General features: G+C 44.8%; 16 protein-coding genes and 1 tRNA gene. 2 read left to right on the top strand and 15 right to left on the bottom strand.

What is annotated here, in order from left to right; genetic code table 11:
- Window positions 1-260: 260 nt before the first annotated feature.
- The 5 genes from rplS to ffh all read right to left on the bottom strand — a co-directional run bounded on the left by rplS (window position 261) and on the right by ffh (window position 3,877).
- Window positions 261-614, bottom strand: coding sequence for a 50S ribosomal protein L19 (gene rplS / locus AB4232_RS15035; protein ID WP_009847607.1), 354 nt, complete (start codon window positions 612-614; stop codon window positions 261-263).
- A 59-nt stretch (window positions 615-673) separates the two neighbouring features.
- Entirely contained in the window at window positions 674-1,414 is a 741-nt protein-coding gene (trmD, locus tag AB4232_RS15030) for a tRNA (guanosine(37)-N1)-methyltransferase TrmD (RefSeq protein WP_009847608.1), read from the bottom strand.
- Window positions 1,415-1,440: 26 nt separating this feature from the next.
- Window positions 1,441-1,995: a ribosome maturation factor RimM gene (rimM, locus tag AB4232_RS15025; protein ID WP_009847609.1), complete on the bottom strand. Its 555-nt coding sequence runs from the start codon at window positions 1,993-1,995 to the stop codon at window positions 1,441-1,443.
- A 26-nt stretch (window positions 1,996-2,021) separates the two neighbouring features.
- Window positions 2,022-2,270, bottom strand: a complete 249-nt coding sequence (gene rpsP, locus AB4232_RS15020; RefSeq protein ID WP_004735508.1) for a 30S ribosomal protein S16 — start codon at window positions 2,268-2,270, stop codon at window positions 2,022-2,024.
- Between the two features lie 212 nt (window positions 2,271-2,482).
- Window positions 2,483-3,877: a signal recognition particle protein gene (gene ffh, locus AB4232_RS15015; protein WP_004735506.1), complete on the bottom strand. Its 1,395-nt coding sequence runs from the start codon at window positions 3,875-3,877 to the stop codon at window positions 2,483-2,485.
- 200 nt (window positions 3,878-4,077) lie between these two features.
- Here ffh and AB4232_RS15010 point away from each other — a divergent pair, with 200 nt between their 5' ends.
- Both AB4232_RS15010 and AB4232_RS15005 read left to right on the top strand, forming a co-directional pair.
- Window positions 4,078-4,872, top strand: coding sequence for an inner membrane protein YpjD (locus AB4232_RS15010; protein ID WP_065678058.1), 795 nt, complete (start codon window positions 4,078-4,080; stop codon window positions 4,870-4,872).
- Between the two features lie 127 nt (window positions 4,873-4,999).
- Complete coding sequence (locus AB4232_RS15005; RefSeq protein ID WP_372087443.1) at window positions 5,000-6,271, top strand: HlyC/CorC family transporter; 1,272 nt, start codon at window positions 5,000-5,002, stop codon at window positions 6,269-6,271.
- A gap of 148 nt (window positions 6,272-6,419) precedes the next feature.
- Here the strand turns inward: AB4232_RS15005 and luxS are convergent, their stop codons facing one another.
- The 10 genes from luxS to AB4232_RS14955 form a co-directional block, all read right to left on the bottom strand.
- Window positions 6,420-6,938, bottom strand: coding sequence for an S-ribosylhomocysteine lyase (luxS, locus tag AB4232_RS15000; protein ID WP_009847612.1), 519 nt, complete (start codon window positions 6,936-6,938; stop codon window positions 6,420-6,422).
- 24 nt (window positions 6,939-6,962) lie between these two features.
- Window positions 6,963-7,613, bottom strand: coding sequence for a hypothetical protein (locus AB4232_RS14995; RefSeq protein WP_083994557.1), 651 nt, complete (start codon window positions 7,611-7,613; stop codon window positions 6,963-6,965).
- Between the two features lie 10 nt (window positions 7,614-7,623).
- Window positions 7,624-9,192 carry a glutamate--cysteine ligase gene (gene gshA / locus AB4232_RS14990; protein ID WP_372047686.1) on the bottom strand — a complete coding sequence of 523 codons (1,569 nt, stop codon included), beginning with the start codon at window positions 9,190-9,192 and terminating at the stop codon, window positions 7,624-7,626.
- Between the two features lie 99 nt (window positions 9,193-9,291).
- Window positions 9,292-12,150, bottom strand: coding sequence for a M16 family metallopeptidase (locus tag AB4232_RS14985; RefSeq protein WP_372087442.1), 2,859 nt, complete (start codon window positions 12,148-12,150; stop codon window positions 9,292-9,294).
- Window positions 12,151-12,159: 9 nt separating this feature from the next.
- A complete protein-coding gene (locus tag AB4232_RS14980; protein WP_017103836.1) occupies window positions 12,160-12,621 on the bottom strand; it encodes a YqaA family protein in 462 nt (153 codons plus the stop codon).
- Between the two features lie 6 nt (window positions 12,622-12,627).
- Window positions 12,628-13,581, bottom strand: coding sequence for an NADP-dependent oxidoreductase (locus AB4232_RS14975; protein ID WP_135444290.1), 954 nt, complete (start codon window positions 13,579-13,581; stop codon window positions 12,628-12,630).
- A gap of 173 nt (window positions 13,582-13,754) precedes the next feature.
- Window positions 13,755-14,885 carry a sodium ion-translocating decarboxylase subunit beta gene (locus AB4232_RS14970; RefSeq protein WP_009847617.1) on the bottom strand — a complete coding sequence of 377 codons (1,131 nt, stop codon included), beginning with the start codon at window positions 14,883-14,885 and terminating at the stop codon, window positions 13,755-13,757.
- 9 nt (window positions 14,886-14,894) lie between these two features.
- On the bottom strand, window positions 14,895-16,679 hold the full coding sequence (gene oadA / locus AB4232_RS14965) for a sodium-extruding oxaloacetate decarboxylase subunit alpha (RefSeq protein WP_009847618.1): 1,785 nt from the start codon (window positions 16,677-16,679) through the stop codon (window positions 14,895-14,897).
- Between the two features lie 31 nt (window positions 16,680-16,710).
- A complete protein-coding gene (locus AB4232_RS14960) occupies window positions 16,711-16,968 on the bottom strand; it encodes an oxaloacetate decarboxylase subunit gamma (RefSeq protein ID WP_004741884.1) in 258 nt (85 codons plus the stop codon).
- Window positions 16,969-17,343: 375 nt separating this feature from the next.
- Window positions 17,344-17,420: transfer RNA gene (locus AB4232_RS14955), tRNA-Arg, on the bottom strand.
- Between the last annotated feature and the right edge of the window lie 56 nt (window positions 17,421-17,476).

Below are 17,476 nucleotides of genomic sequence, written 5' to 3'. Positions count from 1 at the left end.
GAGATTCCCTACTCCTTCCTTCGTCAGTCTAGGGAATGACGGTTACTGTCACTACGGGATTCTATTAGCCACAGCCTACCTACTGAGCCTTTACCTCAATAAATCTTCATCACTCAATGCCAGATTCCGGTTACCCATTCGTTATCCTCAAGAGTGAGGAACGAGCGAGTTGGGGATCTCTTACCTGTGAGACTCTAAATAGCAGACACAAAAAAGCGGAGCCAAATGGCTCCGCTTTTATCGATAGAATGCAAAAAGAATTACTTCTTAGTAAGCTTCTCTTTAATACGAGCTGACTTACCAGAACGCTCACGTAGGTAGTACAACTTGGCACGACGTACTGCACCACGGCGTTTAACTTCGATGCTATCAACCATTGGAGAGTGAGTTTGGAACGCACGCTCTACGCCTTCACCATTCGAGATCTTACGAACTGTGAATGCAGAGTGTAGACCACGGTTACGAATAGCGATTACAACGCCTTCGAAAGCCTGTAGACGCTCACGGTCACCTTCTTTTACCTTAACCTTAACTACAACAGTGTCACCTGGTGCGAATTTAGGAAGGTCTGATTTTAGTTGCTCTTCTTCAAGAGCCTTGATGATGTTGCTCATTTGTATAAATTCCTAGAATAAACTGATACTAAATTTAATAGGTTACTGCTTGCTTTTCGTTAAGAGCGTTGCTCTTTAATGAATTCAGCCAGTAATTGTTCCTGTTCGTCAGTCAGAGCTAGGTTTTCCAGGAGTTCTGGTCTTCTTAGCCAAGTTCGGCCCAACGATTGTTTCAATCGCCAGCGACGAATGTCCTTATGGTTTCCAGACTTGAGTACCGATGGCACATCTTTATCGTCTAGCACCTCAGGGCGCGTATAATGGGGACAATCTAGCAAACCATTTGCAAAAGAATCTTCTTCTGCTGATGCGAAATCTCCAAGTACACCCGGAACAAACCGAGATACTGAATCAATCAACGTCATGGCTGGCAGCTCGCCACCCGTCATCACAAAATCTCCAATCGACCATTCTTCGTCGACTTCAGATTGAATGATGCGCTCATCTACACCTTCATAGCGACCACAAATAAGAAGCAAGTTCTCGTTTGTTGCCAGCTCTTCAACACCTTGTTGGTCGAGTTTACGACCTTGAGGTGAAAGGTAAATAACCTTCGTCTTTCCCGGTGCTGCCTGTTTGGCTGTTTGGATAGCATCGCGCAAAGGCTGAACCATCATTAACATGCCAGGACCACCACCGTAAGGTCTGTCATCAACAGTGCGATGTTTATCATGAGTGAAATCACGAGGATTCCATGTTTCAATAGATAAAAGACCTTTTTTAACCGCTTGACCTGTTACTCCAAAATCAGTAACAGAACGGAACATTTCAGGAAAAAGGCTAATAATGCCAACCCACATGTGTTCTCTCGCTCTGTAATTTGGAGTTAGAATCCAGGATCCCAGTCAACTTCGATCCGGCGAGCTTCGCGATCAACTTTCTTGATCACTTGCTCTTCAAGGTACGGGATTAACCGTTCCTTTTGGCCAAAAGCATCTTTAAGATTTGCTTTGATTACTAGAACATCGTTCGAGCCAGTTTCTAATAGGTCAGTGACCTCACCAAGGTTGTAACCTTTAGTGGTAAAAACTTGCATACCGAACAATTCGCGCCAGTAGAATTCATCTTCTGACAATTCAGGTAATGAAGCAGGGTCAATAGCAATTTCAAAGTTGGTCATCAGTTGCGCGTCTTCACGTACATCTAATCCCGCTAGCTTACATACATAGCCTTGACCATGACGTTTCCAGCTTTCAACTTTATACTCAACCCACTCGCCCTTTAGCTTTAAATACCAAGGACTGTAATCAAATATGCTTTCAGCATTGTCTGTGTAGGAGAAAACTTTAAGCCAGCCACGAATACCATAGGTAGACCCAAGTTTACCCATAACAATTCTTTCGTTTTGCTCGCTCATCGTTTCTTTACCCTTCATCGACATAAGCTATTTCTCTTTTTAAAAAAGAATTAAGCCGCTTTTTGAGCGTCTTTAACTAGCTTAGCTACGCGGTCAGATAGAGATGCGCCTTGACCAACCCAGTGGTTAACACGATCTAGGTCTAGACGTAGACCTTCTTCTTGACCTTGAGCAGTAGGGTTAAAGAAACCTACTTTCTCGATGAAACGGCCAGTTACAGAGTTACGGCTATCCGCAACTACGATTTGATAAAATGGGCGCTTCTTTGCACCGTGACGTGCCAAACGAATGGTTACCATGTCGTCCTCTTTGCTTTCTTAATAAAATAATTAACCCCAAGTATAAGTAAATAGCTTGGGGTCTCGTGCCAAATTAAAGCCCCGGAATTTTACTCTTATTCCGGGGCAATGCAAGGGCTTTAGCTATTTTTTCACCAACATAGCCACCGCTCACTTTCTGTGACACGGCTAACACTATGAAAAGTAACGTAGCTAAAGCTTACATTTGTAGATTATCGGCCAAACGGGTTAAAACCACCACCCATTCCGCCCATACCTCCACCGCCGCCCATCATGCCTTGCATGTTGCGCATCATGCCTTTCATTCCACCTTTCTGCATTTTCTTCATCATCTTCTGCATTTGAGTGAACTGTTTAAGCATACGGTTTACATCTTGTACTTGCGTACCAGAACCTGCAGCAATACGCTTTTTGCGTGAGCCTTTGATTAGGTCTGGGCGCTGACGCTCTTTCATTGTCATAGAGTTGATGATCGCTTCCATTTGCTTGAACATCTTGTCATCAACTTTATCTTTAACGTTGTCTGGTAGTTGAGACATGCCTGGAAGCTTATCCATCATGCCCATCATGCCGCCCATGTTTTTCATCTGACCAAGTTGCTCACGGAAGTCTTCAAGGTCAAAGCCTTTCTTCTCTTTGAACTTCTTAGCCAGTTTCTCTGCTTTCTCGGTATCAACGTTTTTCTGTAGGTCTTCAATAAGAGACAGTACGTCGCCCATACCAAGGATACGAGAAGCAACACGATCTGGGTGGAATGGTTCTAGTGCGTCAGTTTTCTCACCAACACCTAAGAATTTAATCGGCTTACCTGTGATGTGACGAACAGACAGTGCAGCACCACCACGCGCGTCACCATCCACTTTCGTTAAGATAACACCGGTTAGTGGTAGCGTATCGCCAAAGGCTTTTGCAGTATTCGCAGCATCTTGACCTGTCATAGCATCAACAACGAACAGCGTCTCTACTGGTTTAATGGCAGTATGAAGCTCTTTGATTTCACCCATCATCTCTTCATCGATAGCCAAACGACCGGCAGTATCGACAATTAGCACGTCGTAGAATTTCTTCTTCGCGTGGTCGATTGCAGCGTTTGCAATATCAAGAGGCTTTTGGTCAGCTGAAGATGGGAAGAAGTCGACACCCACATCGCTTGCTAAGGTTTCAAGCTGTTTGATCGCGGCTGGACGGTAAACGTCGGCAGACACAACCAAAACTTTCTTCTTATCACGCTCAGTCAGGAGCTTAGATAGCTTACCTACCGATGTGGTTTTACCCGCACCTTGTAGACCCGCCATTAAGATAACTGCTGGCGGTTGTGCTGCTAGGTCAAGAGCCTCGTTAGACTCTCCCATCACAGCTTCAAGTTCAGCTTGAACGATCTTAATGAATTCTTGACCAGGTGTTAGAGATTTAGAAACCTCGACACCCACAGCGCCTTCTTTTACGCGCTTAACAAAATCACGGACAACTGGCAGTGCAACGTCGGCTTCAAGTAGCGCCATACGTACTTCACGCAGCGTCTCTTTAATATTGTCTTCGGTCAGGCGACCTTTACCGCTGATGTTTTTCAGCGTTTTGGATAGACGATCCGTTAAATTATCAAACATAGTTTTCTCTTCGCTCAAAACTGCGACTATTACTGTGAGTATACATTAGCGCGGATTAGAGTCATACCCGTTGTGGAGCGTTAATCATCCACGCATGTGATGTGAGACATTATTCACTTGGAATTGAATGAGGTTCACCATAGCCCCAAAGAGCGATGCGAGGTATAATTCGCCAATTAGTAATCATTTAAATGGATACCATGGACAGTCTTATTGCGATCGCAGCAGCCTTTCTTTATACAATGGCGATTTTCACGATCATTCCAGGTCTCGTGCACCAAACAGGAATCCGTGTAAAAACGGTGTTTATCAGCGCATTACTTGCTTTAGCTTTCCATGCTTGGTTGCTTGGCGATTTAATCTTTAATGCCAGTGGTCAAAACCTCAGTATCTTAAACGTTGCTTCTTTAATCAGTTTAATCATATCTGTGGTCATGAGCGGTGCTATGCTCAAAACACGTTTGTGGTTCATCTTACCTGTTGTTTATAGCTTCGCTGCTCTAAATCTAATGGCTGCCACTTTTCTTCCTAGCACCTTCATCAAACACTTAGAGAATGACCCAAAGCTGTTGCTACACATATCTTTAGCTCTGTTCTCATACGCGACACTTACCATCGGTGCGCTATACGCTATGCAACTCGCGTGGCTAGATCACAAACTTAAAAAGAAAAAAGCGTTAGTGATAAACCCTAACCTACCTCCTTTAATGATGGTGGAAAGACAGCTTTTCAAGATCATTTTAATCGGTAATGGTTTGTTAACAGGTACTTTATTAACTGGACTTATCTTCGTACAAGATATGTTTGCTCAAGGTAAAGCACATAAAGCAGTATTGTCTTTTATAGCTTGGGTCATCTATTCCATCCTTCTTTGGGGTCACTATCAAAAAGGTTGGCGTGGGCAAAAAGTTACATGGTTTGCCCTTGCGGGTGCCACCATGCTCACATTAGCTTACTTCGGTAGCCGCTTCGTTCAGGAAATAATCCTGAATTAGTCTGTATAATGAAGGCAAGGTCTCACACACCTTGCCTTTAAAATATTGAGTACGATACATTCAATTGACATCTCGACCATGTTCGGTCATAAATTAATCAAGATACACAAAAAGGAAAATAATAGTTTTGGACGACATATCAACGGGTATCTTATTTGCGCTACTCGCGTGTCTCATTGTAATTTCTGGTTATTTCTCTGGTTCCGAAACGGGCATGATGTCCTTGAACCGCTACCGTTTAAAGCACTTGGCCAATACGGGTCATAAAGGTGCCAAACGCGTAGAAAAACTTCTAAGTCGCCCAGACAGATTGATTGGCCTTATTCTCATCGGCAACAATCTCGTTAATATTCTTGCATCCGCGATCGCGACTATTCTTGGTATGCGTATCTACGGAGATATCGGCGTTGCAATCGCAACCGGAGCCCTGACCCTAGTGATCCTCGTGTTTGCTGAGGTTACACCAAAAACCATCGCTTCTCTTTTCCCTGAACGAGTTTCTTACGCCAGCAGTATTCTATTAATAGTACTGATGAAGGTGCTATCTCCATTGGTTATCTTGGTCAACTTTATTACCAATGGCTTCATTCGTATCTTAGGCGTTAAAGCTAACCATGATGCAACCGATCATCTAAGCTCAGAAGAACTTAGAACGGTAGTAAATGAAGCGGGTAGCCTAATACCACAGCGTCACCAAGATATGTTGGTGTCTATTCTCGATTTAGAACACGTCACCGTGAATGACATCATGGTACCTAGGAATGAAATCACTGGCATCGACATCAATGACGACTGGAAATCGATCGTGCGTCAGCTCACTCATTCACCTCATGGTCGCATCGTGCTGTACCGTGATCAGATAGATGAAGTGGTTGGCATGCTGAGGCTACGTGAAGCTTATCGCTTGATGCTCGAAAAGAACGAATTCAATAAAGAGACCCTGCTGCGTGCTGCAGATGAGATCTACTTTATTCCGGAAGCGACACCGCTTAACACCCAACTGCTTAAATTCCAACGCAACAAACAGCGTATCGGTTTGATTGTTGATGAGTATGGCGATATTAACGGTTTGGTTACCCTCGAAGATATTCTCGAAGAGATCGTGGGCGAATTTACGACTTCAATCGCGCCAAGTTTATCTGAAGAAATCACACCGCAAAGCGATGGTAGCTTCTTGATTGAAGGTAGCGCTAATATCCGAGATATCAACAAAGGTTTGCAGTGGGCACTACCTACCGATGGACCAAGAACACTTAATGGTTTGATACTGGAGCATCTTGAAGATATTCCAGAGAGTCACCTGAGTGTTCAGGTTGCCAGCCATCCAATGGAAATTGTTGAGCTCGAAGAGAATCGCATCAAGCTGGTGCGTGTGTTTCCGCAGATCGTAAACGGATAGAGGCGACTCATTATATGAGAGTTACCAACTAAGTCCCTCTACAACAAAAGGCCCGGCTCATTGAACCGGGCCTTTTAGTATCTAACTCGCTCTGCCTCTAGATTGAAATGTATCTAGAGTGAAGCGCATCTAAAGTAAAGAAAAGTGATTAGTCGATTTTAAGCTCTTGAAGCATCGACTCTGGCAATGCCAGTTCATCATTTTTGTTTACTGAAATACCGGTAGCGATGATTGCATTCGCAATCTCTTTAGCTTCATCTAAGGAATGCATTGCCGCAGTACCACACTGGTATTCGTTCAACTCAGGGATCTTATTCTGGTTCTCAACTTTCAGTACGTCTTGCATAGCCGCTAACCAAGCTTCAGCCACTTGCTGCTCTGAAGGCGTACCAATCAAGCTCATATAGAAACCGGTACGACAACCCATAGGCGAAATATCAATGATCTCAACCGCAGAGCCATTGAGGTGAGCACGCATGAACCCAGCGTATAGGTGCTCGAGAGTATGAATACCTCTCTCAGATAGGATATCTTTGTTTGGCGCAGTAAAACGCAGGTCAAATACCGTAATGGTATCCCCTTTTGGGGTTTGCATTGTTTTAGCAACACGAACTGCAGGTGCGTTCATGCGCGTATGATCAACAGTAAAACTATCTAATAAAGGCATTGCTATTCTCCATGACGATTGGCTTTAAAAAAACCAACTTCGATTGTCTTCTAGTTCTTTTCGGCACTGTTTAAGTTGCCATCCATAATCTTTTGCTTGCTGTTCGACTTTGCGAGCCACCTTAATCAACGATGGTTTGCTGTTGTATGATTTGCGTTTATAGCCACCACGGCCTTCATGATAAGCCAGATATTGGTTATACGGGTCCCATAATGAGATCCCTAACTGACGGCGCGTCTCGCTGGTGTACCAACCAATGAACATCAATGCATCATCAAAATTGGTTCTCGAACCACCATTATTGGTCGCTTTTTGAAAGTCTTCCCAAGCAGGGTCTTGAGCTTGTGCATAGCCGTAGGCACTACTGACTCTTCCCCACGGTATAAAGCCAAGAATATAATCTTTTGGTGGACGCGCATCATGTCGAAAGCTGCTCTCTTGTTTAACAAAAGCCATCGCGACGTTAATCGGTGTGCCCCACTCATCTTGCATATCGACCGCATCTTCATACCAAGAAGGGTGCTCTCTGAAGATGCTGCATATATTATTTTGCTGCTTAGGAGGAGGCGTCGCACATCCAACCAATAGGCTAGAGACAATACCAACAGTCACGACAGGTAACCATTTTCCACCCACATGAGTAGACTGACCTAATAAGGTTTGCTTCCTTTCCACCAAAGTCTCGCTATGCTTTTAAATATGAAAAATAGTCCGTTAAGAAACTATCAAAATCTTGAGTGCTCGCTTCTTCACTTTGCTGTTGAGCAATGACAGAGCGTTGAACTTCCGCTTCCATTAACTCAGCAGAATAAACTTTATATTGGTGTGCCTTGTGTTGCTGAGCATACGTTTTTCCTAACGCACAACCCACTTTACCCAAACCACCCAATTTCTTGGTCTCTTCTAATAACTGGCCAGAAATGGTCAACTCTGGGTTATCAATCCAGGCTTCAAGCGTATCGCACGTTTCTTGGTATGCACGACCACCTTGCTCAGCATCCATCAACTCAGCGATAACTCGAAGATCTTTGAATACATTTTTAGCCCAGTCTTGCAGGGACAGTCTTTCGCCATCACAACCAATCTTGAGCTCTAAACCAACCTGACGACCTTCTAAGATCACCTTATTCCAGTTATCGCGCCAGCATTCAAGCTCGCAGTTATCCATTTCAGCAGAGTCTGATAACACGCTCCACGTTAGGAATAAATCTAAGAAGCGAACTTGCTGTTCATTGATACCAATTGAACTGAATGGGTTTACGTCTAAAGAGCGAACCTCGATGTACTCAACGCCAGCACGAGCCAGTGCTTCAGATGGTTTCTCGCCACTTTTCGCCACACGCTTAGGACGGATTGGAGCATAAAGCTCATTCTCAATTTGCAGTACGTTGCTATTTAGCTGACGGTATTCCCCATCAACCTTAGTGCCAATCTCAGCAAACTCTTCCGATGGCGTACGAATCGCTTGGTTCAAACCTTCAAGGTATTGGTCTAGGCTGTTAAAGCCAATCTTCAATACACTTTGTGCACTGTTGGTGTAACCAAGGTCACTCAAGCGCAATGCCGTTGCTTTTGGTAAATACAGTGTTTCTCCAACCTTTTCAAAAGGTAGGTTGGTTTCTCTTCCTTTAACAAAAGAAGAACATAGCGCAGGTGAAGCACCGAAGAAGTATGGGATTAACCAACCAAAGCGGTAGTAATTACGAATCAAACCGAAGTACGCATCTGATTTAGCTTCGCAACGCGCTTCTTCGGTTTGCTCTCCAAACAGACTGTCCCAAAAGCTTTCTGGGAAAGAGAAGTTGAAGTGAACACCCGAAATAATCTGCATCAGACTACCGTAGCGACGCTTTAGGCCTTCACGATATAGCGTCTTCATCTTACCGTTGTTAGAAGTACCGTATTGCGCAAGCTGAATGTAATCTTCACTCCCCACATAACAAGGCATAGAGAGTGGCCACAGCTTTTCGCCGTCTAACTTGGTTTGAGTGAAGTGATGGATATCAGACAACTGATTCAAAAGCGTCGGAACGTCGTTAGAAACAGGCGTGATAAACTCCAGTAGCGACTCAGAGAAATCGGTCGTTACCCATTCGTTCATCAACGCAGATCCTAAAGCCTTAGGGTGCGGCCCAGTAGCAAGATGCCCATCTTCCGTGTAGCGCAATGTTTCCCTTTCAACACCACGACCAAATTGAGAGAAGGTCTTAGGGTTGGTTGCAACTTGCTTTAGTCGCGCAGCAAAATCAGTCAAAATTCTGTTCACTTATCTTATATTGTTCTTATTAGAACTATCATAAATTAGGTTGGAGGAGAAAAGTAGAATCTCTTCCCTCCCCCTTTAATGTGTACTCTAACGAATGATTTCAAGCTCTTCTATTGGAATATCTAACTTTTCTAATTGAGGGCGCAGCGAAGTCGCGTCACCAACAACAATTATTTGATAATCATTCGGGTCAAACCATTTCTTCGAGAGCTCATTTAAAGTCTCTTTTGAAACCGTTTCTACTATCTGGTTGCGCTGCTGTAGGTAGTCTTCATCAAGGCTCAGCGTAACAATATTACTCAACAATCCAGCCTTTTGACTTGGTGTTTCGTATTTAAGCGCATCTTGTTGACCGACGGCAAGGCGCATAAATTTCACCTCTTCGTCAGTTAATCCACTCTGACTAAATTCATTTAGCTCAGCAATAAACTCTTGAATCGATGGAACCGTCGCATTGGCTCTAACTTGAGCACTAAACACTACCGCACCAGTTTCACGCGTACTCGCAAAGTAACCGCTTGCACCGTAAGTGTAGGCCTTGTCTTCACGCAGGTTCTGGTTGATACGGCTATTGAAGTTACCGGCTAAATTAAAGTTAGCCAATTGACTTAAATACAATTCACCGGTCGCATCAAACGGTAACCCTTTACGAACTAAGCGTACAATACTTTGTGGTGCTCCCGGCTTATCCACTAAGTACAAGTTCTGCCCCGAAAGCTCCTTGATGATCTGTGGACGAGTGAGTGGTGCAGCGTCACCTTGCCATTCTTCAAAGAACTGAAGCTGCTTTCCAACCTCCTCCTTCGAGATGTCCCCTACAATAACAATATTAGCTCCCTCAGGAGTATAGTGCTGACTGTAAAACAGTTTTACATCGTCTAGAGTTAACGATTCTAGAGAGTCCTTGGTGCCATCACTCGCTCGACCAAAAATACTGCTACCGAACAACACTTCTCGGGTTGCTTGAGAAGCCATCCAGCTCGGTTGTTGATGCTGGTAGATTACGCCTTCTAACATCTGACTCTTAACGCGTTCGAAATCTTGAACATCAAACTTAGGCTCAAATAGAACTTCTTGCACGATCGCTAAGGTTTGAGGCAGGTTTTTCTCTAACGTCGAGACTGAAATATCAGTGGTATAGCTGCCAGCACTAATGCTAACGCTACTACCCAGCTTATCTAAGGTAGCCTGCAACTCTTCAACCGTTCGTTTAGTCGAACCTTCTTCCATCATCGATGCAGTTAGGTTCGCCAAACCCTCTTGACCTTTACCAACATAGCGCTCACCCGCAGGGAGTTGAATTTGTAGCTGCACTGTCGGCGTTTCGCTAGTCACAGTACCAATCAAGTCAGTACCATTAGCAAAATGCATGCGATACAGCTCAGGCATGGTCGCTTCAACACCAAAGTTCACTTCAGGCATCACGCTGCGATCAAATGTGTTCGGTGCCTTTCTGAAATCCAATTGTTCTTCTGTCACTTTGCTGTATTCAGGAAGGGTACGAGCAGGAGTGCTAAATGTAGCCTCGCGAACCGCTAAGTCGAGTTTTTTCTTAGGAACCACACTCAAGGTAACCTTGTGCTTACCTTCGATAAAATCTTGATACGCCTTGCTTACGCTTTCAGGGGTAACAGCTCGGATTTGATCGAGTTGTGATTCAATACGATCAGGCTGGCCATAGAAGGTTTGATTTGACGCGAGCTGTGAAACCTTGCCTCTAACACTTTGCAGTGCAAACACCGCATTCGCTTCAGCCATGCCGGTAATTTGATCTAGACGATCTTGTTCCACACCGCCTTTCGAAAATTGTTCTAGGGTTTCCATCAGTTCTTTATTTAGAACCGTCAAATCCCCTTTTTCACCTGAGTCACCCATCGCATAGACATACATAGTACAAGCGAGCTCAGCACAATCGTGGAAAGAGCCAGCACTCACCGCTTTTTGCGTTTTTACGAGGTTTTGGTACAGATAACTGTTGGTCCCTGAACCTAACACGTTAGACAGCGCATTCAGTGAAGCTTGCGTATCTTCACCGCGGTAGGTTGTTGGCCAACCAACAAGCACCATCGGCTGACGAACGTTGTCTTCTAACGTGATGTACTTATCTTCTGTTAGAACAGCTGGTTGCTTCTCAGCAGCCTTAACTTCCGGACCTTGAGGGATTGGGCCAAAGTACTGATTAACCCACTCTAGCGTGTCATCAACGTCGATATCACCACCGATAGTCAGTACCGCATTATTTGGGCCGTACCAACGTAGGAAGAACGCCTTAAGGTCATTCACATCAACACGGTCTAGATCTTCCACATAACCGATTGGTTGCCATGAGTAAGGGTGACCTTCAGGGTAAAGCGCTTCACCCATGCGTTCCCACATCAAGCCATAAGGACGGTTTTCATAACTTTGAGCACGTTCGTTTTTAACCGTGCCTCTTTGAACTTCGAATTTCTTCTGAGAAACCGCATCCAATAAAAAACCCATTCGGTCTGATTCTAACCACAACATTTTCTCAAGTTGGTTAGATGGAACGGTTTCAAAGTAGTTAGTACGATCACGGTTAGTCGTGCCGTTTAACGAGCCACCCGCCTCGGTAATGATCTTAAAGTGCTGCTGGTCACCGACGTTCTCAGAGCCTTGGAACATCATGTGTTCGAAGAAATGAGCAAAGCCCGATTTGCCTATTTCTTCACGAGCTGAGCCGACATGATAGGTAACATCCACATGTACAAGAGGATCAGAATCATCAGGGGAAAGAATAACTGTCAGGCCGTTTTCAAGCTGATATTTGGTGTAAGGGATCACCACTTTATCTTTAGAAGGCTTAACCTCTTCTAACAGAGTGACACCTTCAGGTAACGAGGAAAAGAAGGGTGTAGAGCTAGGTACATTGTAAGAACAGCCTGCAATGGCGATAAGAGAAAATGTACCAAGTAAAACCTTTTTCATAGGTTCTCCTTAGAAAAAACCGAAGTAGATAGCAGAAAGTAAGCTGTAGCGAGCGGCTTTGCCAATCGCTATCAAAATAACGCTAGGAATAAATTTCATTCTTAACCAACCCGCGGCCAAGCACAAAGGGTCACCAATGATCGGCAACCAACTGAATAACAGTGTCCAATAGCCATAGCGGCTCAGCCAAGCCATAGCCTTATGACCATGCTTTTCAGATTGAGTTCGATTAGGCAGCCACAAACCAATCCAATAGTTGGTCAGCCCGCCTAAAGTATTACCGAGTGTCGCCAGAAGAATAATAGATGATGTTGAGAACTGATCTAAGCTCAATGCTGCCACAAGGCTTGCTTCTGAGCCCCCTGGTAACAATGTGGCACTCAAGAAGCCACTAATGAAGAGCACCCACAGCGCCGAGTCAGAAAACCACAACGCTATGTTTTCAAAAAGAGAATTAAAGAACTCTAGCACTGCATATCAACCTTCTTGCATTTTAAGTAGTACCTTGCCTCTGGTGTGTCCGGTTTCTACTTGTAGATGCGCCGACTGTGCTTCATCTAACGGGTAGATAGTTTGAATTTCTGTTTTGAGCAATCCTACGCTAACCATGTAAAGCATAGTGTCCATTTGCTCTGGATTTGGCTCAACGAGCATACCTGAAGCGGTGAAACCCAATAATGTCGCTTTCTCGCAAATTAATTCAGCAGACAGCGTAGGCACCGTTACCACTCTCGCACCATCTTTCAAACACTTCAACGCATCAAGCGCGGTATCACCCCCCACTAAATCAATCAGTACATCAACATCAGAGACTCTTTCCGATGCTGGCGCAAATTTATAGTTAATCGCATGAGCGCCTAATGTAGCAAGGTAATCAAGGTTGGCCTCGCTGCAGGTCGTGTAAACCTCAGCTTTTGCAGCCACTGCGATTTGAACCGCAAGATGACCAACGCCGCCAGCACCCGCTAAGATGAGTACGCGATCGCCCTCTTTCACTTCCGCTTTGTTAAGCGCTTGTGCTGCGGTTTGGCTAGCGAGTGGTAAAGCTGCAGCCGCTTCTAACGCAACCGAGTCTGGGACCATACTTAATGCGACTTCTGGAACACACACATACTGGCTATAACCGCCACCTTGCAGTGGAAAACCAATAAATCCGGCGACGTTATCACCAACAGTAAAACGCTCTGCCTGTTCGCCTAGCGTAACAATTTGCCCTGAAATATCGTAACCAGGAACCCAAGGAAGGTTGTCTTTGTTTTGTGCTGCCGCCCAACCAAGGCCTGCACGGGTTTTCACATCAATAGGATTAATGCCTGAAAAGGAAACTTTAACCACCACTTCTCCGGCCTTTGGCTCAGGAATAGCACTGGTTTGAATACTGAGGTTTTCGACGCCGCCGAATTGAGTAATCGCAATCTGTTTATTTTCCATTTCCACATTTCCTTGATTGATAGAAGCCCTGATGAGTAAGCACCCTAATTAATAAAAGGAAAGGGATGCGAAAGCATCCCTTTGACTATAAACCATTTAATAAGACGAAGTTAACCGCTCATGCGTAAATTGACGACCAATTAACGTAACGAGCAGCATAGCCAAGTAACTCATTAACCTACGAGAGCTAATAGGATACCCGCTGCAACGGCACTACCAAGTACACCCGCTACGTTCGGCCCCATCGCATGCATCAACAGGAAGTTCTGAGGATTTGCCTCAAGTCCAACCTTATTCACAACACGAGCCGCCATCGGAACCGCTGATACACCAGCTGCGCCAATCAGTGGGTTAATGTCTTCTTTCGAGAAGCGGTTCAGCAGCTTCGCCATCAATACACCACCAGCCGTACCAATACTGAATGCGACCGCACCTAACCCAAGGATACCTAACGTCTCTAAGTTCAAGAACGTGTCTGCTTGAAGCTTAGAGCCAACACCTAGGCCAAGGAAAATAGTCACAACGTTAATCAGTTCGTTTTGGGCTGTTTTTGAAAGACGATCAACCACACCCGCTTCACGCATTAAGTTACCCAAACAGAACATACCTACTAGAGGGGTTGCTGAAGGTAGGAACAAAATCGTCATCAGCAGTACAGCTAGCGGGAAAAGGATCTTCTCAGCTTTGCTTACATGACGAAGTTGAGCCATCTTAATTTGGCGCTCTTCAGGAGACGTTAACGCTTTCATGATTGGTGGCTGAATAATAGGAACTAAAGCCATGTAGCTATACGCCGCTACCGCAATCGCACCTAATAGATCAGGAGATAGCTTGCTCGCCAAAAAGATCGCGGTTGGGCCATCGGCACCACCAATGATCGCAATTGACGAAGCATCTGCCATTGAGAACTCCATTCCTGGTACATAGTTCAGCAAGATCGCGCCAAATAGTGTTGCGAATATACCAAACTGAGCAGCAGCCCCGAGCCACAGTGTTTTAGGGTTAGCAATCAACGCACCAAAGTCCGTCATAGCTCCAACACCCATAAAGATCAGCAGTGGAAAAATGCCAGTTTCAATACCAATGTAGTAAACGTAGTAAAGCAAACCGCCGGGATCCGTGAATCCAGCATTTGGAATATTGGCTAATACAGCACCAAAACCAATAGGTAACAGCAGTAAAGGTTCAAACCCTTTGCGAATTGCCAAAAACAACAGTGAGCAACCAACCAACATCATACAGATCTGGCCGAACTCAAAGTTAGCAATCCCTGTTTCAGACCATAAGGTCATCAATCCTTCCATGGTACTCCCTTACGCTAAGCTTAGTAGTGGAGCGCCTACAGTAACTGCATCGCCTTCTTTAACATTCAATTCTTGAACGATACCACTGCGAGCAGCTCGTACTTCCGTTTCCATTTTCATCGCTTCTAGGATCAGAAGAACATCACCTTCGGCCACTTCAGCACCCGCCTGAACGATGACTTTAAAGATGTTGCCGGCTAATGGAGCTGGAACCGCTTCTGCATCAGAAGCCGCAGCAGGTGCTGCTTGAGCTGCTTGTGCAGGTTTCGCTGATGGAGATACCGATGTCAGTTCACCTTGAGGGCCAACTTCAACATCATAAACTTGACCATCAACCTTCACGCTGTAGCTCTCAATGCCGCCAGCAGCAGGTTGTGGTGCCGCCGTAACAGGAGTTGCAGCTTCAGCCGTTGGTACAGGTTCAAACGCTTCAGGGTTGTGACGGTTTTTAAGGAACTTAAGACCCACTTGTGGGAATAGTGCGTACGTCAGTACATCATCAACGGTATCTTCAGCGAGTGAAATACCATCTGATTTCGCTTTTTCTAAAAGGTCAGTCGTTAACGTATCCATTTCAGACTTAAGTAAATCAGCAGGACGACACGTGATTGGCTCAGCACCATCTAACACTTTCGCTTGCAGTTCAGCATCAACCTCAGCAGGAGCTTGACCGTATTCGCCTTTCAGTAGACCCGCAGTCTCTTTAGTGATGCTCTTGTAGCGCTCACCCGTTAGAACATTGATAACCGCTTGAGTACCGACAATCTGAGAAGTAGGTGTTACCAAAGGAATGTAACCCAACTCTTTACGTACGCGTGGGATCTCTTCTAGAACTTCATCCATGCGATCGGCAGCGCCTTGCTCTTTAAGCTGGCCTTCCATGTTGGTTAACATGCCGCCAGGAACTTGAGCGATCAAGATTCGAGAATCGACACCTTTTAGCTGGCCTTCCCATTTCGCATACTTTTTACGTACATCACGGAAGTAAGCCGCGATTGGTTCGATTTGGTCTAGTTTGAGATTCGTGTCGCGCTCTGTGCCTTCTAGCATAGCAACAACCGTTTCGGTTGGTGTATGGCCGTAAGTACAGCTCATAGAAGAGATTGCGGTGTCTAGAATATCAATACCCGCTTCAACAGCTTTAACGGCTGTAGCGGTTGATAGACCCGTTGTCGCGTGGCTATGCAGCGCTAGAGGCACATCACAAGACGCTTTGATGCGAGTGATTAGCTCTTCCGCTTCATAAGGCTTTAATAAACCTGACATGTCTTTGATGCATAGTGAATGACAACCTAGATCCTCTAGGCGCTTAGCCAAATCAACCCACGTATCTGAGTTGTGAACCGGACTGGTTGTGTAAGACAACGTACCTTGAGCGTGGCCGCCAACATCAATCGTTGCTTTCACTGCGGTTTCAAAGTTACGTACGTCATTCATCGCATCAAAAATACGGAATACGTCCATGCCGTTACTATGGGCACGTTCAACAAACTTTTCTACTACATCATCCGCGTAGTGACGGTAACCCAATAAATTTTGACCACGCAGTAGCATCTGCATTGGTGTGTTGGGCATCGCTTTTTTCAGCTCTCGTAAACGTTCCCACGGATCTTCTCCAAGAAAACGGATGCACGAATCAAACGTTGCGCCGCCCCAAGTCTCAAGTGACCAGTAACCGACTTTATCCAGTTCTGCCGCAATTGGCAGCATATCTTCGATACGCATACGAGTAGCAAATAGTGACTGGTGCGCGTCACGAAGTACCACATCTGTGATAGCTAGTGGTTTAGACATGCTCATAAACTCCTTTTTAATCCTTTAAATGCTACTTAGCAGTAGACGCACGGTATTGATGAACCGCGGCCGAAATTGCTGCCACTACCTGTGGACTAACAGCTGAAGGGTTTGATTGTGATTTTTGAATTTTTTTAGGTGCTGCGATCGGCTCCGGTACTTCTTCTGGTACCAGTTTTGACATCAACCGAACGAGGTAAACTAGAATAGTTAAGAAAATAAAGACAACGGACATCCCCGTTATCATTAGAGTCGCCGCATCTCCTAGCAGGCTTCCAATATTAGTCATGTTGCTTCCTTTCTTCGTCATCCTGACATACGTACAGGATTTCAGCGAATAGTGATCCCGACCCATGGATTATCTCGATTGGTAAAAGTTTGTCAATTTTGTTTAAGGTTCTGTTACGGATAACGCACACATAAGGTTAATTATTCGCCTATCAGATCACATAAATCTGTCAAATGAGTCATTTTTAGATATTTAAACTGTGACTTAAACGGGGCTTTTCTGAGAATTGATATGAGAAAGGTAGAATAACAAAGAAGCAATCAAGAATTACTTTAAATACAACAAGTTAAAAACATCACAAATTTAACATTGTTGCAACAAATTTATAGCAAACATAAAAAAAGCCTCGTAAAAACGAGGCTTTCTCTAATAATGTGGTGCGCCCTGGAGGATTCGAACCTCCGACCGCCTGGTTCGTAGCCAGGTACTCTATCCAGCTGAGCTAAGGGCGCAACGGTTTCGATATTGAGCATAAAGTTAAAACTAAACATTCAACATCAGGATTAAT

This window comes from Vibrio sp. 10N.286.46.A8, from assembly GCF_041470165.1.
Taxonomy (GTDB): Bacteria; Pseudomonadota; Gammaproteobacteria; order Enterobacterales; family Vibrionaceae; genus Vibrio; species Vibrio tasmaniensis_A.
Note: the sequence above shows the minus strand (reverse complement) of the source record. Positions and strands in the feature narration are given on the sequence as shown.

Bases quoted from the DNA above. Each gene is read 5' to 3' on its own strand.
- rplS (WP_009847607.1), bottom strand. From the start codon at position 614: ATGAGCAACATCATCAAGGCTCTTGAAGAAGAGCAACTAAAATCAGAC.
- trmD (WP_009847608.1), bottom strand. From the start codon at position 1,414: ATGTGGGTTGGCATTATTAGCCTTTTTCCTGAAATGTTCCGTTCTGTT.
- rimM (WP_009847609.1), bottom strand. From the start codon at position 1,995: ATGTCGATGAAGGGTAAAGAAACGATGAGCGAGCAAAACGAAAGAATT.
- rpsP (WP_004735508.1), bottom strand. From the start codon at position 2,270: ATGGTAACCATTCGTTTGGCACGTCACGGTGCAAAGAAGCGCCCATTT.
- ffh (WP_004735506.1), bottom strand. From the start codon at position 3,877: ATGTTTGATAATTTAACGGATCGTCTATCCAAAACGCTGAAAAACATC.
- AB4232_RS15010 (WP_065678058.1), top strand. From the start codon at position 4,078: ATGGACAGTCTTATTGCGATCGCAGCAGCCTTTCTTTATACAATGGCG.
- luxS (WP_009847612.1), bottom strand. From the start codon at position 6,938: ATGCCTTTATTAGATAGTTTTACTGTTGATCATACGCGCATGAACGCA.
- AB4232_RS14985 (WP_372087442.1), bottom strand. From the start codon at position 12,150: ATGAAAAAGGTTTTACTTGGTACATTTTCTCTTATCGCCATTGCAGGC.
- AB4232_RS14975 (WP_135444290.1), bottom strand. From the start codon at position 13,581: ATGGAAAATAAACAGATTGCGATTACTCAATTCGGCGGCGTCGAAAAC.
- AB4232_RS14970 (WP_009847617.1), bottom strand. From the start codon at position 14,885: ATGGAAGGATTGATGACCTTATGGTCTGAAACAGGGATTGCTAACTTT.
- oadA (WP_009847618.1), bottom strand. From the start codon at position 16,679: ATGTCTAAACCACTAGCTATCACAGATGTGGTACTTCGTGACGCGCAC.
- AB4232_RS14960 (WP_004741884.1), bottom strand. From the start codon at position 16,968: ATGACTAATATTGGAAGCCTGCTAGGAGATGCGGCGACTCTAATGATA.